This is a genomic window from Sporomusa rhizae (assembly GCF_041428845.1).
Lineage (GTDB): Bacteria > Bacillota > Negativicutes > Sporomusales > Sporomusaceae > Sporomusa > Sporomusa rhizae.
Window position 1 is genome coordinate 160,414 of sequence record NZ_CP156925.1, and the last position, 22,655, is coordinate 183,068.

Here is a 22,655-nt window from a genome sequence, read left to right on the forward strand (position 1 = left end):
AATGATTCCGGTATTCAGGCAAATCCAGGTAAAAATGCTGTGTTTTTCCATATAATGGAATACTGGCATAGTTTTTGCAGTGAATACGGCTGGATCTCTATTTAGTTTCTTATAGGGGGTGATCGCACGGGTTAGCTGTCTAATTTGTTAGCGACAGATGAGGAGGAGAAGAAAGTGTCTAAACAAGATGGTTTACATGAAGACTTGCACCGGGGTCTGCAAGAACGGCACATTCAGCTTATTGCCTTAGGCGGCGCTATCGGCGTCGGTCTCTTTCTGGGCTCGGCAACAGCCATTAAAACTGCTGGTCCAGCCTTGATGGTCTCGTATTTCATCGGCGGTCTTATCATATTTTACATTATGCGCGCTCTGGGCGAGGTAGCGGTAGCCTATCCGGTATCCGGATCCTTTAGTGCTTATGCCAACCGTTTTTTAGGGCCGCTGCCAGGATATCTTACCGGCTGGACCTACTGGTTTATGTGGGTAGTTACTTGTATGGCCGAAATTACGGCAGTCGGGGTTTATATGCAGTTCTGGTTTCCGGAAATACCGCAATGGGTTCCGGCGCTGGCAGCATTAGTCTGCATGACCGCGGTTAACTTGATTGCCGTGGAAGCTTATGGTGAGTTCGAGTTTTGGTTTGCGATTATCAAAGTTGTTACCATTGTTATTATGATTGTTGCCGGTTTAGGGATGATCCTCTTTGGTATTGGCAATAATGGTGTTCCTATCGGTATATCAAATCTCTGGAATTACGACGGTTTTTGTGCCAAAGGCCTTACCGGTATGATAATGGCTATGGTTATGGTTATGTTTGCTTATTTAGGTATTGAGCTGGTCGGGGTTACTGCCGGTGAAGCAAAAGATCCCGAGAAAACATTGCCGGCAGCCATTGATAAAGTCTTTTGGCGGATACTTATCTTCTACGTTGGCGCTCTCTTCGTTATCATGTCCCTCTACCCGTGGAACCAAATCGGCACGATCGGCAGTCCGTTTGTGCTTACTTTTGAAAAACTTGGTGTGAGGGCTGCGGCAGGTATTATTAATTTTGTTGTTCTGACAGCCGCCTTATCATCCTGTAACAGTGGTCTCTTTAGTACCGGCCGGATGCTTTATAATTTATCACTGCAGGGGCGGGCGCCGGCGTTTTTTGGCAAACTCAGTGACCGGAAGGTGCCAATGAACGGGATTTTAGTATCAGCAGTATTTCTGCTTATTGGTGTTGTTCTCAATTACCTTGTACCAGGCAAAGTATTTACTTATGTAACAAGTGTAGGTACTTTTGCCGCATTATGGGTATGGGCCATAATCGTGCTGGTTCAGATGAAATTCCGCCAGGAATTAACTCCGGAACAACAAGCTAAACTTAAATACCCGATGCCGGGATACCCCGTTTTAAATTGGGTTTGTCTGGCCTTCCTGGCGTTTGTTGCGGTTATTATGTGCTTAGATCCCGATACCTTGGTGGCCATGATAGTGGGGCCTATATGGCTGATTCTACTAATAGCTACTTATTATGCATTTGGCTGGAATAAAGGGACTGCCGAAGGCAGTAAGGATACAATTGCAAAGTAATTTTTAATGACTTGGAAACTAAAAATTCCAGGTGGTTCGATTTGTTACCGTAGTGATGGAAATTTTGGTTTCCATCACTAGGTCTTGAATATAAGGACAGTCATTCCATATTCGGAGGACGCATGGTTAACATGTTTGTTTTTAAAGTAATCTTAACCCAGGCAATAAAAAAATATAGGTTGAGTTCAAGCTTGGCACGACAATTGCGATAAGTATGAAGCGGATATCCAGCTGCATCGCAGCAGCTAAATTATAAGGGGGTCAAACAAATGATTATTGGTGTGGCGAAGGAAATTAAGAACAACGAGAACAGGGTGGCTCTCACCCCGGCAGGGACAGAAGCGCTGAAAAAGGCGGGTCATACTGTACTTGTAGAACAAAGCGCCGGTATTGGCAGCGGTTTTTCGGACGAAAGCTACATTCAAGCTGGCGGTGAAATTATTGCCGATAAGAAAGCTCTGTTTGACAAATCCGATATGATTATAAAAGTTAAAGAGCCGTTAGCTCCTGAATATGATTTGTTCCACGAAGGGCAAATATTGTTTACCTATTTGCATCTTGCGCCGGAACCTGAACTGACCAAAGCGCTGCTGGACAAAAAAGTTGTAGGTATTGCCTATGAAACGATTGAGCGCAATCATACTTTACCCCTGCTGTTCCCCATGAGCGAAGTAGCTGGTCGTATGTCTGTGCAAGTAGGCGCTCATTGCCTGGAAAAACCTTTTGGTGGCAAAGGTGTATTACTTGGCGGTGTACCAGGCGTTGAATCAGCTCAAGTTGTAATTATCGGCGGCGGTATTGTTGGTACAAACGCTGCCAAAATGGCTTTAGGCATGGGGGCTCGCGTTACTATTATTGATAAATGTGTAGACAGACTTGTTTACCTTGACGATATCTTTGGCGGTCGTGTAACCACCGTAATGTCCAACAGCTACAACATTGCCAACTGGGTTAAAAAGGCTGACCTGCTTATTGGCGCCGTATTGCTGCCAGGAGCCAAAGCTCCGCAATTGGTTAGCGAAGAAATGGTAAAATCTATGGAACCAGGCTCTGTGATTGTTGATGTAGCTATTGACCAAGGCGGTTCGGTAGAAACCATCGACCGTGTAACCACCCATGACAATCCTACCTTCGTTAAGCACGGCGTTGTTCATTATTCTGTTGCTAATATGCCTGGCGCAGTTGCCCGTACTTCTACCTTTGCTCTGACCAACTCTACTCTAGAATATGCGCTGCAAATAGCTAATAAGGGCTGGAAAGCAGCTCTTCAAGCAGATCCCGGCTTAGCTAAAGGCCTCAACGTTTATGATGGCAAAGTTACCTTCCAAGGTGTTGCTGAAGCTCATAATCTTCCCTATGTTCCTGTAGAAAAAATCTTATTCTAAATAGCCAAGCCAAGGGCCTCGCTTTCGGATTTATGAAAGCGGGGCCTTTTTTTGTTAGTAGCTGCCTATGGTTTCCCTGTTTCTTATTGGAGGAATTCATGGCGGCAAAGTATACTCCGGAGCGGTTACTAAGAAAGAGCTGGAAAACCAAGACAGGTCGTGATATATTATAACAAAAACCTTGGAAGGAAATGTAAGAAAATGTCATTCGAATCGCTAAAAAGTGATATCATCCTCAAGCAAATCAACGATTATAACTTTGGCGATAAGCTTGTTACCGTAGACGAAGATAAAATAAGTGTATTAGTTTTTCAACTGGGGGATTTATTTTTCGCTTTTTGTGGCAGCCAAGCACGTGAAATACTGCCATATACGAAGATCACTTGGATTCCCGGTGCCAATGCATTAATTCCAGGGGTGATTAATGTTCGTGGTGATGTTGCCGCGGTGCTGGATTTGAAGAGTATACTTGATATTAACGAACCCGGCAGAGGGCGAGAAGGTGGATTTTTTGTTATGGTGCGGGAGGGAGACGGACGCAACGGAATTTTGGTCGACAATATCGTTGATATCATTGAGTTGCCTGAATCTGAGAATCTACCGGTGCTGCCTACTCTCGACGAACGTTTTAAACGCTTTGCGGCAAGCCAGTTTGAGTATCGTAAAAGAATGGTTATAGTTTTGGATGCCGCTTTAATTATAGATAGGACAAGGTTATAACGAGGCTATGGAAGTGGCGCGGAAGGATATCCAATTATTAATTCTTACGATAGATGGTAAACGCTACGGAATTGACGTTGACCAAATTGCCTATATGTCAAACGTTGATAATAATGAAGCGGCTATAAGCATGGAACACCTGCTGGAGATAGCTTCTGAGGCAAATGGTAAGTATTCCAAAATGCTATTTATCAAACGGAGAATGAAAATACCAATCCTAATTTACGAACCAGACGAGGTGGCAACAGTTTCGGTAGCGGATATTCGCAGTTTGCCTAATATTTTGATGTTACCGGCGGGAAATAAAGGAGTATGGGGTTTTTGGCCGCAGGCACAGGGGATTGTCATACTAATTGATTTTTATAAAAACCAATTATTTGAGCAATTCACTTCAGGTACTATCGATATGAGGTCAAAGTAAAATCAGCAATGGAGGATAAAAATGAATAGTAGTTTAAAGGTAAAAATCATTGGCCTTATGGCTCTTTTCATGTGCTGCTTGGTGGCGGTATTGTCATATGTTTCTGTTTCCAGTACGCTGCAACGAGGGGAAGTACGCCTGCGTAATTACCAGGATATGCTTTATAAACAAAAAACAGATAGTATGAAAAACCTTGTTGAGGCAATCTCCAGCACCGCTTCGCTGATGCCCGAAGAAGAAGCAAAACAATTTGTACGCAATGCCCGGTATGACGCAGATGGATACTTTTTGGTTATTAACACCAATGGTAATATGGTGGTTCATATTGATCAAAATTTAGAAATGCAACCGATATCTGCGATAAAAGATGTTAATAATAGTGCCTTTTTAAATAAGCTGCTTGAACAATGTAAAGAAAAGGGTGAGGGGACTGTTCAATATAGTTGGATGAAGCCAGGCTCCAGCAAACCCGAATCAAAAATGTCTTATGGTAAAGTTATCGGCAAGTGGAATTGGATCGTGGTAACCGGCGATTATCTTGAGGATGTGGAGGCAGCTGTTAATGAGGAAAAGAACCATATCCAACAAGAGGTATGGAACACGATTGAAAGATATTTGCTAATATCGGCTTTGGCACTTCTAATCATTATTGCTATAGCAGGTTTCTTCATTAATCGTTATATTACCGAGCCGTTGGCCGGAGCCATCACAAAAGTACATAACTACGCGGCAAAAATTAACGACACGGTAACGACCCAGGCGAGCTTTTCGCTGGAATTATCGTCCTCAGTAAGCGAAATCTCCGCGACAATGGAAGAGTTTTCATCTTCCGGTGTCTTAATTACTAACCATAGTCAGGGCGTGGCCGATAGCGCGGCGCAAACGTTACAGAGAACCCGGCAAGGAGTTGCTGAGGTCGATGCGCTAATGGAAAAAATGAAAGAAATCTATAATGACAACCAGGTTAATATTCAAGAAATTGTTGCTTTAGGCCATAAATCCAAAGAAATCAATAAAATTATGGAATTCATTAATAACATTGCCAGTCAGACAAGACTGATCGCCTTTAACGCTGCATTGGAAGCGGCTAGTGCAGGAGAAGCCGGCAAGCGTTTTGGTGTAGTGGCATTGGAAATCAGACGGTTAGCAGATAGTGTTATGGAGTCTACCAAGGAGATTGAGACTAAGATTAATGAAATTGTAGCTGCCGTGAGCCGGCAGGTAGTTGCTTCCGAAAAAAACACCAAGGGCATTGAAGAAGGAATGTCCTATTCGGAACGTACTGTTTCAATTATCTATGATATTGAAAACGCAGCAGATCAGACTACCGATGCAGTGCGCCAAATTGTTCTCTCCATTCAGCAACAGCAAACAGCCGGCGAACAGGTCTTGACGGCGTTAAGGCAGATTAAGCAAGGAACAAATGATAATACGGCTATGATACAACAAACAAAAACAATTAGTAAGGAACTTGCTAATTTGGCTGAGGAACTGGAACAAGTAGTTGAGCACGGAAAAAAATCTGCAGCAGCCAAACAAGTTGACGATTAGGCAGGGATTTTATGAATTTTCGGAGGAATTCTGTCAGGGTGCTTATAGTCGATGATTGCCCTATTGCACGGAATTTTATTAGTGAATTGTTAGCTGAAAAATCCGGCATTCAAGTTATTGGCGAGGCAGTCAATGGAGAAGAAGGAGTAAAGCAGGCTTTACTCCTGCGCCCGGATCTAATTATTATGGATCTGGAAATGCCTGAAATGAATGGTTTGGAAGCTATTGAAATCATTATGCAGGCAAATCCTACCCCGATTTTGGTTGTTACATCCTATGGAAATGCCCGCTTAGCCTACGAGGCAGTGAGCAGAGGGGCTTTAGAGGTAATTGAGAAACCCAGTATTGATTCCGAGCATTGCTTACAGTTTATTCATAAGCTAAAATTGCTGGCCGGAGTAAAAGTAATTAGACATATTAAAGGAAAAATTGCGCAGCTTCGGCAAGGCGGGGGGGCCATGGAGACCCAGTTACCCCGCTCCCTAAAAGCGGTAGCAATTGCATCTTCATTAGGTGGTGCCAAAGTACTGGAAACTATCCTTTCACAACTGGCCGACGATTTTCCGGTTCCTATTGTTATTGCCCAGCATATATCAGAAGGCTTTGCTGAAGCTTTGGCGGATTGGCTAAACCATAAAACACCGCTTGAGGTAAAAGTTGCGGCCGAAGGGCAGCCGCTTATTCCCGGCAAAGTACTAATCATACCTCCGGAATATAACGTACGGGTAGGAATAAACGGAAACATTAAGCTGTTGCCTTATCTACCCGATGATATATACCACCCTTCGTGCGATATGCTGCTTTCTTCTGTGGCGCATGTTTATCGGGCGGGGGCTGTAGGCATAATTTTGACAGGCATGGGACAAGACGGAGTGGAAGGTATGCAAGCAATTAAAGCTGCTGGTGGTGTTACGATAGCGCAAAATAAAGAAACTTCGCTTATATATAATATGCCTAGAATCGCAATAGAACGCGGTTTAGCTGACTTTATTGTGCCGGCAAATGAAATTTCATCCATATTGACTAAGGTGGCTGTTTTATGATACTAACGGCAAACTCGCCGGTAGAAATTGAGCTAGAAGCACTAAACGCGTTCATTAACAGGCACTATGGCTTGGATTTCTGTCATCAGCGGTTGGAATTGCTACAAGATGCTGTGCAAAAGCGTATCGAGAAATGTGAAATTACCAGTGTTAGTGAGTATCTGAATTTAGTGCGACAACGCAAAGACGAAGCCTTGTTGCTTATCAACCTTTTAACTGTTAATGAAACCTATTTCTTTCGCGAACCGACTCATTTTGATATTTTGACTATGGATGTCATTCCAGGCTTAATAAAAAACGGCGGAGAGTACCCTTTTTTTCGGTTGCTGAGTGCAGGTTGTTCAACCGGTGAAGAAGCCTATTCTTTAGCGATAGCTGCTCTGGGGTTGCCCGGTGCAGGGGTAGATTGGGATTTTGAAATAATCGGTATTGATGTGGATAATGAAGCGATAAAAAAGGCGCAAGCCGGCATTTATGGTTTATATTCTTTTCGGGCCTGCACACCCGATATACGGAATACCTACTTTGAGCAAGTGTCCGAAGAAAAATTTGCCGTTAAACGGTTGGTAAAAGAAAAAGTACGGTTTGAGCCATTAAATTTATTCGAACAGGAATATCCGGATTGGATTGGCGGCATTGATGCAATATTTTACCGGAATGTATCTATTTATTTTTCAAAAGAGCAGCGGGAGGCAGTATTTCGCCGTTTAACCGGTTTGCTCAATCATGATGGCTGCTTATTCTTAAGTTGTACAGAGACTTTATATCATAATAGTAAGTTAATGGCATTGATTAAAAGCCGTAAGGCATTTTATTACCAAAAACAAAATGTGGATTCAACCTGTAGGCCAAAGGATGTTATAGAGAAACTGACAGAAGCTGATAATCAGTCTAGTATTAGGCTCGAGAAATCAAAGAAAAGTTTCGCGTCTCCTATACAGAAACGGCCAGGCAGAACTGTGTCGCCCCAAAAGCATTGCAGTTTTCCGGCTAAAAAACAGTTACCACTTCTTGATAACAAGAGTGATTGGTGTGGGCAGATGCTTGCAGGCGCATTGGAGCTCATAAAACTAAAAAGATCTGATGAGGCCATCGTTCAATTGGACGAAATCCTTGCCGTGGATGTACTCTTCATTAAGGCGTACACAGTAAAGGCTAATATTCTGCTTAACCAGCAAAATGTTGATGCAGCTAATGCTGTTTGTCATGCGGCGCTGGAGATAGATACATTCTGCCTGGAAGCCTATTTAATTTTAGGCATGGCGGCTAAAGTTTCAGAAAAACTGGAAGAGGCCATACAACGATTTAAGGAGGCCGTGTACGTATATCCCGAGGGGTGGCTGGCGCATTTCTTTTTAGCCCAAGTGTACCAATTGCGTGATGAAACCTTTTATGCCAAACGGGAGTATGAGGTAGCTATGAATCTACTGAAGCAAGGTAACTTTGAAAACCACGGCCTAAGCTTTTTTTTAGTGCCGTTCCGACAAGAGGATTTTATACAGTTATGTCAGCACAACATCGCAAAAATGAAAGATTGAGGCCGCTGAAGCCCTAACGAAGGAGGCGTATATTAGGTTTGGCATTAAATATTAAGCTTCTTTTAGCTAGATTTGTAGAGGAAGCCTCCAAACATTGTGATAATCTTGAAAAAGAACTGCTTGCGTTAGAAACCGGAGGTTTTTCCAAAGAGATCCTTGATTCAGTTTTTCGGACTGCTCACACAATAAAAGGTACTGCCAGGATGTTGAAACTCACTATTATTTCGGAAGTGGCACACCGGATGGAAGATTTTTTAGAATTGCTCCGTAATGGACAAAACAGTTTTTCCAAAGAGTCAATGGACAGTTTGTTAAAAGGTGTTGACACTATTCGCCTGTTAATTGCCGATGTAGCCGCCGGGACCCCGTTACCGGAATCGTTACCTCCGGTCTGCTTTGAATTGGAACAATTGCTCAGTAAAGACAAAGTTCCTGAGGGCTGTCAGGCCAATCCTTCAAAGTCAATACAGGAGCCGGAACTAGAAGTAAGAAAGCGAGCGGCAGCCCACCATGATTTTGTCCAAATTCGGGCAGAACGGCTGGATGAACTAATTCAATTGATGGGGGAAATGGTTTCTTTTCAGTACCGGAAGAAACAGCAAACTAAGATGATGCATGACATTATGCTGCTGTCAGCATCAAGTCTTGAATTTGTATCCTGCCATAATGGTGCGCAAGCAGCTCACAGGCATAAGGAACTGGCAGATTCTCTGAATGCTATGCACAATCAGTTGCGAAAGCTGCAGGATTCATTGCGCAATGATGCAGTAATCGAAAACCTTCTGACCACAGATCTTCAGGAACGGTCGTTAAAGATACGTATGCTTCCGATTTCAACTGTTTTTGATAAAATTAACCGCGTGGTTAGGGATCTTGCTCGCACAACGCACAAGGAGATTGAGTTTGAAGTTGAGGGAGGAGATACCGAACTTGACCGTAAAATTATTGAGCAGTTAGGGGATTGTCTGCTTCATATGGTTCGAAATGCGGTCGATCATGGCATTGAATTGCCCCAAAATAGGATTAGGGCAGGTAAAAGCCCCCGCGGAATTATACATTTAGCTGCCACGTATGATGCAGGGGGGGTTACCATTACTCTCAGTGATGACGGGGCAGGTATCTCCATAGATGATCTGAAAGCAGCAGCAATAAAAAAACAGTTACTGACGGAAGAGGCTGCTAATAAATTAACGGAAACGGAATTACTAGACTTGATCTTTTTGCCTGGCTTTAGCACGAGTTCTATTATTACTGATATTTCCGGACGCGGGGTTGGGATGAATGTAGTCCGGCAAACAATTACCGAGAATCTTAAGGGGTTTGTCCGGCTTCAGACACGAACAGGCCAGGGAACGACTTTTTTGCTGAAAGTTCCTATTACACTGGCGCTTTCGCATATGTTAATCGTGACGGCTGCCAATCAGACATTCGCTGTACCTGCGTACTCGGTTGAAGAGGTAATAATGCTACCTGCCAGCCAGGTTATTGATATTATCGGCAAACGTGCATTACGTGTCCGTGAGCAAATTGTTCCGCTGGAGGAACTTGAAAGTATCCTGGGTTGTCCCCAGGCGATACCGCATGAACGCAAGGAGTTGCTAATTATTCTGCTGACTTCGGGTGCGCAAAGACTGGGAGTAATTGTTGATGCTGTAATAAGTGAGGCCGACATGGTTATAAAATCCTTACCTTCGGCAATACAGCACTGTGCTCTTATTTCCGGATTTACTGTTGGCAGTAATGATGAAATAATTAGTGTTCTAGGAGTTAGCGCTTTGATGCGGCAAATAAATGAAAACAAGATAACTGCAAGCAAGGGGTTAGGGATTGAACCCCAAAAACAGCACAAAACAATTTTGGTTGTTGATGATTCTGCAAACACACGGGATATTGTAAAAAATATTCTGGAGTCCTATGGCTACCAGGTTGATTTGGCCGAAGACGGTATAGTTGCTATCGAAAAGACAGGTAAAAAGATATATGATGCAGTCATCACAGACGTTGAGAGGCCAAACTATGATGGATTCAGCCTTACATTGCATTTGCGTCAGGATGAGCGGTATCGGCAAATTCCGGTGATAATTGTTACTTCCCGTGAAAAAATGGAAGATAAACGGCGGGGAATTGAGGTTGGAGCTAACGCCTATATTGTTAAGGGCGCGTTTGATCAAAATAATCTTCTGGAAACCGTACGAAACTTAATAGGATAATCAGCTTGATTATGAAGGTGGGGGCTAATTTGAAAAAGCTGTTGCTTATTGAAGATGACTGCTTTATGCGGGAAATGGTCACTATGGTGCTGGAAAGCGAAAATTTTGAAGTTGTTGGTGCTGAAACTGGCGCCGAAGCGTTAAGGTTGCTGCAGGAATGTGCCGGGTGTGATGCCGTAATTGCCGACATGTATTTACCGGATACAGACGGACTTGAACTTTTTGAACAAATAAATGCCATTTACCCGGAGGCTATGTTTGTAATGTTAAGCAGTGAGACTGACCAGAAAATTGTTAGTAAAGCCGATAGTTTGGGAATCAAATATATTTTTAAAGATGAAAATTTTGCGGAATCAATTGTAACAACGCTGCAAACTGTTTCTAAGTAATGATTATTTTAGGAGTTTGAAGTAACATGACTAAAAAGATTGAAGCTCAGACGGCAGCGGTACATCCAACAGAAGCTGCGGCGGGTGCTGAGTCAATGAGACTATTCCATGATCTCAATCAGCCGCTTAATTCTATAAAAATGATTTCTGGCGGAATTATGTATTTACTCAATCAAGGGAAAAGAATTTCTGATGAAGAGCTGGTTGGATGTATGAAAGAAATAGTAAATCAAACTGACGCAGTTGCGGAGATTATTAAGAAATTGAAATCGTGAGTTGAAATGGTCGTTGAATCTGGGATATCAACCTGTATATTTGGCTGGTCATAGGGAGGATATCTAATGAAGATATTGCTTGTAGATGATGAACAGCATAGCCGGCAGGCCATGCTGTGGTTCTTACAGTACGAAAACCATGAAGTAACCGATTGTGCTAGCGCTCAAGAAGCGCTGGATAAATTTTCACAAGGGGATTACCCTTTGGTGTTATCAGACATTCAAATGCCGGGAATGTCAGGAATTGAACTGGCAAATGCCATTGAAAAATTACCAAATAGCTGGCAGACGGATATTGTTTTCTTTACTGGGCATGCCGATCTAAAATCGGCAGTTACCGCTTTACGGGCAGGAGTATATGATTATTTGGAAAAGCCAATAAACCCGGAAGAACTGGTGTCTGTCATCGACCGGGTAGCGGAACACCAGGCCTTGCTGCGGGAGAACAAAACCTTAACTGACCGTTTCCGTGATGAGGTAAATGCCGCAACCGAGGAGACACGGCGCGAACTTCTACATATAAAGCAATTCGTGGCTGAATCCATAATGGGTTCTGTCGGCATCTTTTCAGAATGTATGAAAGCCATTGTCCGGCAAGCAGAAAAACTGCATGAGGACCGGACAATTCCCGTATTAATCGAAGGCGAGACCGGGACGGGAAAAGAGATTATCGCGAAGATCATCCATTATGGAAACAGCTTTGGCAGGTTGAGTAATGGGGGCTTTGTTGATATTAATTGTGCTGCGCTTGCCCCGACTTTGTTTGAAAGTGAAATGTTTGGTTATGAACCAGGCTCTTTTACCGGCAGTATGACCAAAGGAGGCAAAGGAAAGTTTGATATAGCCAGTGGCGGAACCTTGTTTCTTGACGAAGTTGGTGAAATACCACTTGAGTTGCAGGGAAAGCTGTTGCGCGTACTGCAGGAGAAAGAGTTTTACCGGATAGGTGGTTTAAAGAAAATAAAGACCGATATCCGGCTTATCAGCGCCACCAACAAGCCCTTGGAACAAAGCGTCGAGCATGGCAGTTTCCGGAGAGACCTGTATTACCGGCTCAAAGTAGCGCATATTACAATACCACCTCTACGGGAGCGCCGAGAAGAGATTTTGCCGATCGCGCAAATGTTTTTACAAGAATTTTCAAAGCGCAAACGAAAAAAGTTTATAACAATTGCGCCGCAGACAGCCAGGATGCTGGAAGGATATGCTTGGCCGGGTAATGTACGGGAGCTGCAGAACACTATTGAATATGCCACGTTTGCCTATGATGATGATGAACTGAAACCCGAACATGTTGGAGGGTTATTACAACAGCGGCGGGAGAAGCCGACGGCATTTTCTAGCAAGAATGACGTAATAGAACTGCCTTTTCCTCCGGAAGGCCATTCGTTAAAAAGTTATACAGAGGATCTTATTTTGAAGATTTTAGCTGCCCATAATGGCCGCCAATCAGCAGCAGCTAACTACTTGGGAATGTCTCGCCGGGCTTTGTCTTATCGGCTCGAGGAAATTCGCAATAGAAAGGCTAATAATCAGATATAGATAACGAAAAACTTCCAACAAAAACTTCCCACGTGGGAAGTTTTTTGTTCGCGTGTGCTACATCAAATTTATTTTTTAACAATTAAACCAAAATCAAAACAATACTTATCGTGGCGAAATATCAAGATTTATGCTGGATTTTGGAGAACGAAACAAGAAAAAGTAAAAGCATGCCAGGTATTGGCATGCTTTTTGCATTATAAGAGTCTAGTCAGCTAACACGGTACTCTGCTAGTTAATAGACGAATCAAGGTGCTAACGGTATCCTTAGGCAAACTTATCGAAAGATAAGGACGCAAAGCTATGGGTCTAATAATCTTAGGATTTATGACTGCCAGGTTGCCATGACAAGTATGTCATGTAATACAATAGCGGTCTTTTTCATTAAGATTGCTTTGGATTTGGAAGGAGATTGTCATGTTTCCGGATTATAATGACCTACTTGAAGTTTTGGCTATTTTATTGCTAGTTCAAAGGAGGATATCTTATGAAGATATTACTCGTGGATGATGAGAGATATAGCCGGCAAACTATGCTGTGGTTTTTAAAGCACGAAAATCATGAAGTAACGGAATGTGCCAGCGGCCAAGAAGCGCTGGAGAGGTTTTCAATGGAATCTTATCCACTGGTATTATCGGACATTCAAATGCCTGAGATGTCGGGAATAGAACTGGCGAAAGCTATAAAGCGGCTGCCTAACAGCTGGCAGACAGATATTGTTCTCTTTACTGGCCATGCGGATTTAAAATCGGTAGTCAATGCGCTACGGGCAGGGGTATATGATTACCTGGAAAAACCGGTTAACCCGGAAGAACTGGTGTCTGTTATCGACCGGGTAGCGGAACACCAGGCCTTGCTACGGGAAAACAAAACCTTAACTGACCGTTTCCGTGATGAGGTAAATGCCGCAACCGAGGAGACACGACGCGAACTTCTACATATGAAACAATTTGTGGCCGAATCCATAATTGGTTCTGTCGGTATTTTTTCAGAATGTATGAAAGCCATTGTTCGGCAGGCGGAAAAGCTGCATGAAGACCGGACAATTCCTGTATTAATCGAGGGTGAGACCGGGACGGGAAAAGAGATTATCGCGAAGATCATTCATTATGGAAACAGTTTTGACTGGTTGAGTGATGGGGCATTTGTTGATATTAATTGTGCTGCACTTGCCCCAACTTTGTTTGAAAGTGAAATGTTTGGTTATGAACCAGGTTCTTTTACCGGCAGTATGACCAAAGGGGGCAAAGGAAAGTTTGATATAGCCAATGGCGGAACCTTGTTTCTTGACGAAGTTGGTGAAATACCACTTGAGTTGCAGGGAAAGCTGTTGCGCGTACTGCAAGAGAAAGAGTTTTACCGGATAGGTGGGTTAAAGAAAATAAAGACCGATATCCGGCTTATCAGCGCCACCAACAAGCCCTTGGAACAAAGCGTCGAGCATGGCAGTTTCCGGAGAGACCTGTATTACCGGCTCAAAGTAGCGCATATTACAATACCACCTCTGCGGGAGCGCCGGGAAGAGATTTTGCCGATCGCGCAAATGTTTTTACAAGAATTTTCAAAGCGCAAACGAAAAAAGTTTATAACAATTGCCCCGCAAACAGCCAGGATGTTAGAAGGGTACGATTGGCCGGGTAATGTACGGGAGCTGCAGAATACTATTGAATATGCGATATTTGCCTATGATGATCAAGCGCTTAAGCCGGAGCATGTCAGAGGGCTTTTCCAGCAACGATGTGAAAAACCGGCCGTATTGCCGATCAGGAGTAATGTTATAGAACTGCCATTTCCTTCTGAAGGCTATTCGTTAAAACGTTATACAGAAGATATAATCATGAAGATCCTGGCTGCACATAATGATAGACAAGCGGCAGCAGCCAATTATTTGGGAATTACTCGCCGGGCGTTGTCTTATAGGCTCGAGGAAATGAGAAACAGAAGAAATCAAAATACTAATTAGCATACAAAAAACTCGCTAAGAGAGGCGTACCAGAGTCTATTATTTTCGCTGCACCACTACTTATTAGGAGGAACAAACAATGAAAACACGTATGCCAATCGGTGCCCAATTGGGTGCGCTTATGGGAATAGCCTTGCTGCTTATGGTTATTCTGCTAACGATAAGTATTTATCAATTCAAAGGAACCAGCAACTCTTATCAAGAGATGCTGTCTGTTACAGTGTCGCGCACCATGGCTTTGCAAAGTGCTCAGGACGACTTTCATGAAGGGCTGAGTGATTTACGTGCCTATGTCGCTTATGGTGATGAAAAATATGCAACTGAAACCCTGAATTTGATGAAAGAAAGCTATGGCAAAATTAAGACGGCTACTGAATCCATGAATGCAAATGATAACAAACAGGACGGGGAGAAACTTCAAACCGTGATGCTTGCCTATATAGATGATATTAAGAAATTTATTGCATTGAAACAAAGTAACGATCCGAGCTCTGCCAATGTCCTGGCTGGCACTAGGCAAAAAACCGAAATCGTTAACAATCTTTTCAATGATGTTATGACCGCTCAGGATGTAGCCCTAAAACAACGAATAAACTATCTAAGTGAGAAACAGGCTGAAGTATTCAAACTGGTAATTGGATCAAGTGTACTAGGTATCATTGCTATTACCGCAATTTTGATCTGGTATAGCCGTCAATTGGCACGCCGCATGGCTAGTTTGCGTGTCCAGCTTGTGGCACTTAGCGAATTAGATTTATCTCTTAAGGATACTAATGCTACTCGTAATGATGAATTAGGAGATATGGCTGAAGCGCTAATTACTATGAAACACTCGCTCAGAGAGATTGTCCGTTCGGTTAGAAATGAAGCTGACTCACTGGCAGCTTCCAGTCAGCAATTATCATCATCGGTGCACGAGCAGCTGCAAGTATCGGAAAACATTGCCAGAACTATTACTGACGTCGCAGAAGGTGCGGATCAAAATACCAGTCATATTACGGAAATTTCTGCGGTTATCGAGGAAGTTAGTGCCGGGGCTGAGCAAATGAGTGCCAGCGCTTCTCAGGTTAATAGTGTTACTCAGGACGCGGTCGGTGAAGCTAACCAGGGAATGCAACTCATTCATAAACTGGTTGCCCAAAATAACACCGTCGAAAGATCAATGGCCGATATTAATAATGTATCCGAATCCCTTGTAAAAGGCTCGGAAGATATCCAGCAGATTGTTACTACCATTCGCAATATTGCCGGACAAACCAACCTGTTGGCCTTGAATGCCGCTATCGAGGCAGCACGGGCCGGCGAAGCCGGCCGGGGTTTCGCCGTAGTTGCGGAAGAAGTGCGCAAGCTGGCGGAACAAAGTGCCGCCGCCACAAACCACATTGAAGAAATAATTAGTAAAATGACGGAAGATATTAATTTCGCAGGTGAGATAATTATTAAGGCTAATACTGAAGTCGTGGCCAATAAAGCGGCAACTGATGAAACTCAGCAGGGCTTTCAGACAATTATTAGTAAACTGGATCAGGTGAAAACCGGAATCGAGCAAATTAGTTACGCGGTGGAAGAAACCGCTCATGGTATTCAGTCTGTAGTCAACAATGTTCAAAATATCAGTACAGTAGCTCAACAAACAAGCGCTAATACCCAGACAGTAGCGGCGTCCGCAGAAGAACAAAGCGCTAGCCTCCATGAAGTTAATTCCAGTTCAATAGCGCTAGCTAAGATGGCTACTGAACTCAATGAGATCACCGCAAGATTCAAAGTATAATTGCATAAAAGCACTCAACCCATCAAATTCATGGAGGCCACCAGCCTAGCTAAGGAGCAGTTCTTATTCCCCCGACGTGTTCATAATCGTGAAGATAAGAAATATAATTTTACAGGTGCACAGGGGGAATATTCCGAATTATTGCTGGTGTTTCAAAAAAATGTCCAAAATCGAACAAAAATCCAAGAAGAATTTGTATCAATGATAAATACATATAGTAACATTTTACGGGAACGCAATAACCAGGTAGCGGAGTTAATAACTGCAATGACGACGAAAGACGGAGAAACAATTATGTAATAAAGTACGACGGATAATGTTTATTTATTGAATTTTCTTCTTTAGCAACTAAACATAAGTAGGAGAATTGTGGTCTTGCGTCGAATTCCCCCTTCATATAAATTTGCAAAAGTATTATATGCTGAATAAAAACAGGGGGTTGCCATGAGCGAAAAGGACTGGGAGCTGTTTAAACAAAAACTTCATGTGAAGTCGGGTATCAATCTTAATGACTATAAACCAGCGCAAATGCAACGGCGTATTGGCAATATGATGAGCCGCCATGGAGCTAGCGGATATATCGATTTTTTTGGTAAGCTTGAAGCTAACCCAAAATTATATAAAGAGTTTATTGATTTTTTGACAATTAATGTTACCGAGTTTTTCCGGACACCGGAGAAGTTTGATGAACTTGAGAAAACGGTTATTCCTGATTTATTAAAAAAAAGTTCCCGCCTCAATATTTGGAGTGCCGGTTGCTCGATTGGTGCTGAACCGTATTCATTGGCAATTATGCTCAATGAAATTACTCCGCACACCAAGCATCGTATTTTGGCTACCGACTTGGATGTGGAAATGCTGGCAAAAGCCAAGCAGGGGTCTTATGCCTCAAATGAGCTAAAAAATATACCGCCTGCCCGGCTTAACAAGTATTTTAAGCAGACAGACGGTATAGTTACCATTAATGAAGATATGCGCAGCCGGGTAGAGTTTCAGCGGCACAATTTGCTGGTAGATAAATTTGAAACGGGATTTGACCTCATTCTGTGCCGCAATGTTGTTATTTACTTTACCGAAGAAGCCAAAGATGCGCTGTATCGTCGTTTCTTTGCCGCACTAAAACCCGGCGGGGTGCTATTTGTCGGCGGTACGGAGGCAATACTGAATTTCCGTGATATGGGCTATACCCACTACCTGCCATTTTTCTACCGCAAGCCGCAATAAGTCAATTCTGTGACTAACCTTAGGGTGGGGTTAACCTTCTACCTGAAGGTTAGTCTTTTTTATCCTGTTAGAAAGTATAACTTTCGCCTGGATAAGGGCAACATCGGCTTCCGCTTTCGCCAGAGGCTCGGCGCAAGCCGTGTTTTCTTTATAAAAGTCCCCAACCGGATAAACGCCGCATAGTATTCATCCAGTGCCGGAGCAAAATTTTGCTCATGGTACTTTCTTCGACGGCATTACCGGCAACCAGATCGACGGTCTTAACAGCTTTATCCTGTACGTAGAATACAATTTCGCCGATTTTTTGGCCTTGATATACCGGAGCTTTTATTTGATCCGGGATATCTACTTCCACTGTCACCGACGAATAATCAGCTGCGTTGACTACCAGAGAAGCGGGGGCGGCTACAATGGCATCTACTAATCCTGACATACCGTTCTCGACAGGCAGCGTAGCAAAGACGATTCCTTCTTCCGCATATTCGTACAGGTCATAACTGTCAAAGCCGTATTTGAGCAATTGCATAGAGTCATACCAACGGGAGTGGTCATGCAGGACAACCGCAATCAGTTTCTGGTTGCTGCGGGTTGCGCTAGAGACAAGGCATGGACCGGCAGCATTAGTTGTGCCTGTTTTTACACCGTCGGCATCTTCAAGCATCCAGAGCAGTTTATTGGTATTGCGAAGGCTGCGGTCATGACTTTTTCCTTTACGGTCAAGCCATTCAATATTGGTTTCTTTTGTACTGACAATTTGGGCAAATGTGGGGTTTGTCAAGGCATATCGTGTTATCCAAGCCAAATCGAAGGCGGTAGATACGTGATTAGGCGAACTTAGACCATGAGGGTTGCGGAAGTTGCTGTGAATAGCGCCAATGCTGGCCGCCTTTTTGTTCATTATTTCTACAAACGCATCTACCGATCCGGCCAAATGTTCAGCAATAGCTACTGCAGCGTCATTGCCGGAGCGGAGTAAAAGTCCGGTAACCAGTTCTCTGAGGGGTATGCTCTGTCCGGGATACAAGTTTAGGGAGGAGCCACTAGTGGCTGCAGCATTAGGGCTAACCCGGACGATTTCGTCTAACCGGCCGCTTTCGATGGCAATAATGGCCGTTAGAATTTTGGTAGTACTGGCAGGAGCCAGCTTCTTATTCATGTTCCGGTCATAGAGTACCTGACCGGTTTTGGCATCCATTAGAATAGCTCCTTGCGCTGAAATAGTAGGTTTTGCAGCATAAACGCTGGAAGTAAGCAAACAGGTGCAAGTTAGCAGGAAGGTGATGGAACGTAATATCCGTCTCATAGAATAATAGAGTACCCCCTTATCTTGACTGCAGTGACTAGTACGAAATTCTCGTGGTAAACGGGCATATCTTGCCCCCGACTGGCGTAGTATCAAACAAGAATACTACATAGGGGGAATTCTTTTGCGAAGGTTAGTTAGTCGCAATTTTTTCAGCATTATTGTATTGACCGTCGGAGTGTTATGCAGCTTGATGTATGAGACAATGATTGTGCTAGAAGACAAAGATTCTGTGATTAAAAGAGTACCTACAACACATAAGGTTGTGGCGCTTACTATTGATGACGGCCCACATTATAAAACATCACCTGAATTATTAAAGGTGCTGAGGGAAAAGCAGGCAAAAGTTACTTTTTTTGTGTTGGGAGTTAACGTCAAAGAGCATCCTGAGATAGTGGCTCAGGAAGTAGCCGATGGCCACGAAATTGCTTGTCACGCCTATAGCCACCAACTGCTGAATTCTATGCCGCTGGCAGCAGTGACTGCCGAAGTTGATCGTGCCCAAGCTGCCATTGTGGCCGCCGGAGCGCCTGCACCTACTCTGTTTCGTCCACCTGGCGGCGTATACAACGACAAGATTGTTGCTATGCTGCGCGAGCGGGGTTATCGGACTGTGCTATGGTCCGTTGATACAGGAGATTGGCGGAGACCGTCTGTTGAGCATGTAATTAAGACTACGATGGATAATGTAAAACCGGGAAGCATTGTCCTTATGCATGACGGACAATATCCGCTGCCTACCCCACAGGCAATAGGGATAATTATTGACAAACTCCGTGATCAGGGTTATCAATTGGTTACAGTTAGTGAATTACTGCAATATTATGAGGAGATCAACTAATTTCTAGAAGCGAATTGTTTTAAGGTTTGCCAGTGTGCCTGGATAAGCTGGTCATACCGGTGCATGGTGGCCGTACGTTCATTGCGCAGCGCTTGAATGGCGCCCAGTATTTTTTGATCAAAAGCATATACCTTACTTTTTTGTATTGTTACCGGCTTGGTGTATTCTTTGAGCTTTGTAGCCACTTTGCAATTAACTTTGGTTTCTTTGATAATCACGGCCGGTTCCAACAAGTCTGATCCTTCATAACGATGAATCAGGCAATTGGGTTGTAGCCGGTCAATTACATTTTTATTGTCGCCTTCGTGGACAAGCTGGCTGCCGCAGCCCGGACAAGCGGCTAAATCGGCCGGTAAACACTGATAACAACTACTACATACAATTTCATTCATTTACATCCCTCCGCCCCTATTGTGTCCGAAAAAACGTTCAGATATGATGGATGGTGAAAAATCGAATATTTAACAGGAACCTGTCGATTAATGGCGAATTCTCCTTTAAGTTAATTTTTAAATATAGGCTGTATGGCGAGGGGGAGGGCGCAGTTTGAAGAAGTTCCGGCGCGGGTTAATTGCCATTGCCATAACAGTAGTTGCCATTGGCTGGGCGGGAATGCTTTTTGCCGCAAAGATAACCGAAGATGAACTTAGGAACAAATTGCTGCTGCGGACAATAACGGCGGCCACCATGATTAGTCATGAACGGGTGGAACGGCTGACAATGACAGCAGCAGATAGTAGCTCACCTGATTATGAATATTTACGAGCGCAGCTTATGGCGGCTCGTTCTGCCAATCCGGATTGCCGGTTTGTTTATTTGCTTAAGATGGTAGATGGGCAGCTGCAATTTATAATGGACTCGGAACCGGAGACTTCCGACTACTATTCACCACCCGGTTCGGCTTATGATGAGGCGTCTAATGAGCTGCGCGATATATTTGCAAGTGGAGAAGCGTTTATTGAGGGACCTCTTGGTGATGAATGGGGGGTTTGGGTATCTGGTGTTGCCGCTGTGCGGGATCCGGTAAATGGACGGGTTATTGCAGTTTTGGGCATGGATATTGATGCTCATGATTGGCGGGCCGCCATTACTTCTGCCCGGCTGGCAGTCTTTGTTTTGACATTTGCCGTGCTGGGAATGGTATGTGCTTTGTTTTATGCCATGCATGTTTCAGTAACTGCGGCACAGAAAATTTATAGCATAGAAAGACAAGCTAAAGAGGCGGCTGAGGCTGCCAGTGAAGCCAAAGGAAAGTTTATGGCGTATCTTAGTCATGAAGTGCGCACGCCGGTTAATGGTATTATGGGGTTAGTCGAACTGCTTCAGACTACAACACTGGACAGTCGCCAGCGTGACTATATCAATGCCATTGACTACTCAGCACGCTCATTACTCACGGTCTTGAATGATGTTCTTGATTTATCTAAAGCTGGTGCTGGAAAAATAACGATAGAAAATGTTGCGTTTGATTTTCGACAGTTGCTGACCGGGGTGGATAAGATTCTCCAGGCGGTTGCTGTTAATAAAGGGATTGAGCTGACAACAACGATTGCCGCTTCGATACCATCTGTTGTTAACGGTGACCCGTCGCGGCTGCAGCAAGTGCTGTTAAACCTTGGCAGCAATGCTGTTAAATTTACCGACAAAGGACAGGTAAAAATCACCGTCGAATGTAGTAGTCAAGATAAAAATGCGGTCTTGGTAAAAATTGCTGTAACCGATACGGGGATAGGTCTTAGCTCTGAAGATATCGAAAAAGTATTTCAACCTTTTGTGCAGACGGCAGGAGCCAATACGCGAAAATACCCGGGATCCGGACTGGGATTACCTATTTCGGCCATATTAGTAAACCTTATGGGTGGAGAAATCGGGGTCGAAAGTAAACCGGGAAAAGGGTCGACCTTTTGGTTTTCCCTTAGATTTACAACTGTTGACAGTGGTCAGCCGGAAGTTTCGTTTACGACTGATGGTGGGCAGCAGACTACAACTGGATTACCTGGATGGCTGAGTGAGCCTGTAAAAGAAATTTCCCAAGAAGGCGGTAACGTGTTAGTCGTTGAGGATAATCCGGTTAATCAACAGGTAATTTTGGCGCAGCTCAAACGGCTGGGATTACATCCGGATTTGGCCGGTAATGGTCAGGATGCCGTTACCATGGCGGCGGTAAATAGGTATGGATTAATCTTTATGGATTGCGGTTTGCCGGTACTTAATGGATTGGAGGCTGTCCGCCGAATTAGAGAACAGGAAAAGTCAACAGGTTTACATGTTCCGGTTGTTGCGCTGACGGCCAACTCCTTGCCCGAAGACCGGGAAAATTGTCTTAACGCGGGCATGGACGACTGCTTAGGAAAACCGGCCTCAGGCGAAGAGTTGAAACAGATGGTAGAGAAGTGGTTAAAGCCGAGTTTTATCGATTGCGTTGACATGGTTGTGCTGCGGGAACTAAACGAGTTAGCCCAAAGAGGCCAGGAGGATATTAATCTATTTATTGATGCTTACATCGAAGAACTGCCACCGCTTTTTGACAGCCTGGCACAGGCAATACAGGACGGTGATACCGCCAAGGTGATGAGTACAGCTCATAGCCTGAAGTCTATGAGCGCGACAATGGGAGCTATGCGTCTTGCTGAATTGTTTAAACGTTTGGAACAACAGGCCAAACAAGAAAAGTGTGTAGAGATTCAACAACTTTTAGCCGAGATTGCCGGAGAAATTAAGCAGATAGGGATAGATTTGAAGCAGGCTGCCAAATTATTGAATCCAGGGAATAACCTGCTCTAAGCCCCCTGCCTTTTAAGTGATTACTCCTACAGGCGCAGGTGCGGATTCCCGGAAATTGGATGACTACCTTTAGGTGAGGATAAAACCCCACATGAAGCTGAGCTGCTTTATAATTAAAAG

18 protein-coding genes and 1 riboswitch are annotated in these 22,655 nt (G+C 43.8%); of the genes, 16 read left to right on the top strand and 2 right to left on the bottom strand.

Features of this window, described 5'->3' with window-relative positions; all coding sequences use genetic code 11:
* Positions 1-174 precede the first annotated feature (174 nt).
* The 14 genes from SRRS_RS00625 (at position 175) to SRRS_RS00690 (ending at position 17,607) form a co-directional block, all read left to right on the top strand.
* A complete protein-coding gene (locus SRRS_RS00625) occupies positions 175-1,575 on the top strand; it encodes an amino acid permease (RefSeq protein WP_371365275.1) in 1,401 nt (466 codons plus the stop codon).
* A gap of 269 nt (positions 1,576-1,844) precedes the next feature.
* A complete protein-coding gene (ald, locus tag SRRS_RS00630; protein ID WP_371365276.1) occupies positions 1,845-2,960 on the top strand; it encodes an alanine dehydrogenase in 1,116 nt (371 codons plus the stop codon).
* Between the two features lie 201 nt (positions 2,961-3,161).
* Positions 3,162-3,680 (top strand): chemotaxis protein CheW, encoded by a 519-nt coding sequence (locus SRRS_RS00635; RefSeq protein ID WP_371365278.1) that lies wholly within the window; start codon positions 3,162-3,164, stop codon positions 3,678-3,680.
* A gap of 13 nt (positions 3,681-3,693) precedes the next feature.
* Entirely contained in the window at positions 3,694-4,101 is a 408-nt protein-coding gene (locus SRRS_RS00640) for a hypothetical protein (protein ID WP_371365280.1), read from the top strand.
* Positions 4,102-4,122: 21 nt separating this feature from the next.
* Positions 4,123-5,652, top strand: a complete 1,530-nt coding sequence (locus tag SRRS_RS00645) for a cache domain-containing protein (protein WP_371365282.1) — start codon at positions 4,123-4,125, stop codon at positions 5,650-5,652.
* Positions 5,653-5,663: 11 nt separating this feature from the next.
* Positions 5,664-6,695, top strand: a complete 1,032-nt coding sequence (locus SRRS_RS00650; protein ID WP_371365284.1) for a chemotaxis protein CheB — start codon at positions 5,664-5,666, stop codon at positions 6,693-6,695.
* On the top strand, positions 6,692-8,233 hold the full coding sequence (locus tag SRRS_RS00655; RefSeq protein WP_371365286.1) for a CheR family methyltransferase: 1,542 nt from the start codon (positions 6,692-6,694) through the stop codon (positions 8,231-8,233). The genes SRRS_RS00650 and SRRS_RS00655 overlap by 4 nt, the downstream gene beginning before the upstream one ends.
* Positions 8,234-8,271: 38 nt before the next feature.
* Positions 8,272-10,443 carry a response regulator gene (locus tag SRRS_RS00660; RefSeq protein WP_371365288.1) on the top strand — a complete coding sequence of 724 codons (2,172 nt, stop codon included), beginning with the start codon at positions 8,272-8,274 and terminating at the stop codon, positions 10,441-10,443.
* A gap of 29 nt (positions 10,444-10,472) precedes the next feature.
* Entirely contained in the window at positions 10,473-10,832 is a 360-nt protein-coding gene (locus tag SRRS_RS00665; RefSeq protein ID WP_371365290.1) for a response regulator, read from the top strand.
* A 26-nt stretch (positions 10,833-10,858) separates the two neighbouring features.
* Positions 10,859-11,107 (top strand): hypothetical protein, encoded by a 249-nt coding sequence (locus tag SRRS_RS00670; RefSeq protein WP_371365291.1) that lies wholly within the window; start codon positions 10,859-10,861, stop codon positions 11,105-11,107.
* A gap of 66 nt (positions 11,108-11,173) precedes the next feature.
* Positions 11,174-12,649, top strand: coding sequence for a sigma-54-dependent transcriptional regulator (locus SRRS_RS00675; protein ID WP_371365293.1), 1,476 nt, complete (start codon positions 11,174-11,176; stop codon positions 12,647-12,649).
* A 260-nt stretch (positions 12,650-12,909) separates the two neighbouring features.
* Positions 12,910-12,996: riboswitch (cyclic di-GMP riboswitch) on the top strand.
* Between the two features lie 140 nt (positions 12,997-13,136).
* Positions 13,137-14,612 carry a sigma-54-dependent transcriptional regulator gene (locus tag SRRS_RS00680; protein WP_371365294.1) on the top strand — a complete coding sequence of 492 codons (1,476 nt, stop codon included), beginning with the start codon at positions 13,137-13,139 and terminating at the stop codon, positions 14,610-14,612.
* A gap of 79 nt (positions 14,613-14,691) precedes the next feature.
* Positions 14,692-16,383 carry a methyl-accepting chemotaxis protein gene (locus SRRS_RS00685; RefSeq protein WP_371365295.1) on the top strand — a complete coding sequence of 564 codons (1,692 nt, stop codon included), beginning with the start codon at positions 14,692-14,694 and terminating at the stop codon, positions 16,381-16,383.
* A gap of 444 nt (positions 16,384-16,827) precedes the next feature.
* Positions 16,828-17,607 carry a protein-glutamate O-methyltransferase CheR gene (locus SRRS_RS00690; protein ID WP_371365297.1) on the top strand — a complete coding sequence of 260 codons (780 nt, stop codon included), beginning with the start codon at positions 16,828-16,830 and terminating at the stop codon, positions 17,605-17,607.
* A 148-nt stretch (positions 17,608-17,755) separates the two neighbouring features.
* On the opposite strand, the gene SRRS_RS00695 is transcribed toward SRRS_RS00690, so the two are convergent.
* On the bottom strand, positions 17,756-18,910 hold the full coding sequence (locus tag SRRS_RS00695; protein WP_371365299.1) for a D-alanyl-D-alanine carboxypeptidase family protein: 1,155 nt from the start codon (positions 18,908-18,910) through the stop codon (positions 17,756-17,758).
* 124 nt (positions 18,911-19,034) lie between these two features.
* Between SRRS_RS00695 and SRRS_RS00700 the strand changes: the two genes are divergently transcribed.
* Positions 19,035-19,751, top strand: coding sequence for a polysaccharide deacetylase family protein (locus tag SRRS_RS00700; RefSeq protein WP_371365301.1), 717 nt, complete (start codon positions 19,035-19,037; stop codon positions 19,749-19,751).
* Here SRRS_RS00700 and SRRS_RS00705 read toward each other — a convergent pair.
* Positions 19,748-20,143 carry a hypothetical protein gene (locus SRRS_RS00705; protein ID WP_371365303.1) on the bottom strand — a complete coding sequence of 132 codons (396 nt, stop codon included), beginning with the start codon at positions 20,141-20,143 and terminating at the stop codon, positions 19,748-19,750. The two genes, SRRS_RS00700 and SRRS_RS00705, sit on opposite strands and share 4 nt — an antisense overlap.
* 154 nt (positions 20,144-20,297) lie before the next feature.
* On the opposite strand from SRRS_RS00705, the gene SRRS_RS00710 reads away from it, so the two are divergent.
* A complete protein-coding gene (locus tag SRRS_RS00710) occupies positions 20,298-22,535 on the top strand; it encodes an ATP-binding protein (protein WP_371365305.1) in 2,238 nt (745 codons plus the stop codon).
* The last annotated feature ends 120 nt before the right edge of the window (positions 22,536-22,655 follow it).

What these genes read in the sequence shown, in the direction of transcription:
- SRRS_RS00685 (WP_371365295.1), top strand. Translation starts at nt 14,692, where the DNA reads ATGAAAACACGTATGCCAATCGGTGCCCAATTGGGTGCGCTTATGGGA.
- SRRS_RS00655 (WP_371365286.1), top strand. Translation starts at nt 6,692, where the DNA reads ATGATACTAACGGCAAACTCGCCGGTAGAAATTGAGCTAGAAGCACTA.
- SRRS_RS00675 (WP_371365293.1), top strand. Translation starts at nt 11,174, where the DNA reads ATGAAGATATTGCTTGTAGATGATGAACAGCATAGCCGGCAGGCCATG.
- SRRS_RS00650 (WP_371365284.1), top strand. Translation starts at nt 5,664, where the DNA reads ATGAATTTTCGGAGGAATTCTGTCAGGGTGCTTATAGTCGATGATTGC.
- SRRS_RS00695 (WP_371365299.1), bottom strand. Translation starts at nt 18,910, where the DNA reads ATGAGACGGATATTACGTTCCATCACCTTCCTGCTAACTTGCACCTGT.
- SRRS_RS00635 (WP_371365278.1), top strand. Translation starts at nt 3,162, where the DNA reads ATGTCATTCGAATCGCTAAAAAGTGATATCATCCTCAAGCAAATCAAC.
- SRRS_RS00690 (WP_371365297.1), top strand. Translation starts at nt 16,828, where the DNA reads ATGAGCGAAAAGGACTGGGAGCTGTTTAAACAAAAACTTCATGTGAAG.
- SRRS_RS00670 (WP_371365291.1), top strand. Translation starts at nt 10,859, where the DNA reads ATGACTAAAAAGATTGAAGCTCAGACGGCAGCGGTACATCCAACAGAA.
- SRRS_RS00645 (WP_371365282.1), top strand. Translation starts at nt 4,123, where the DNA reads ATGAATAGTAGTTTAAAGGTAAAAATCATTGGCCTTATGGCTCTTTTC.
- ald (WP_371365276.1), top strand. Translation starts at nt 1,845, where the DNA reads ATGATTATTGGTGTGGCGAAGGAAATTAAGAACAACGAGAACAGGGTG.
- SRRS_RS00705 (WP_371365303.1), bottom strand. Translation starts at nt 20,143, where the DNA reads ATGAATGAAATTGTATGTAGTAGTTGTTATCAGTGTTTACCGGCCGAT.
- SRRS_RS00680 (WP_371365294.1), top strand. Translation starts at nt 13,137, where the DNA reads ATGAAGATATTACTCGTGGATGATGAGAGATATAGCCGGCAAACTATG.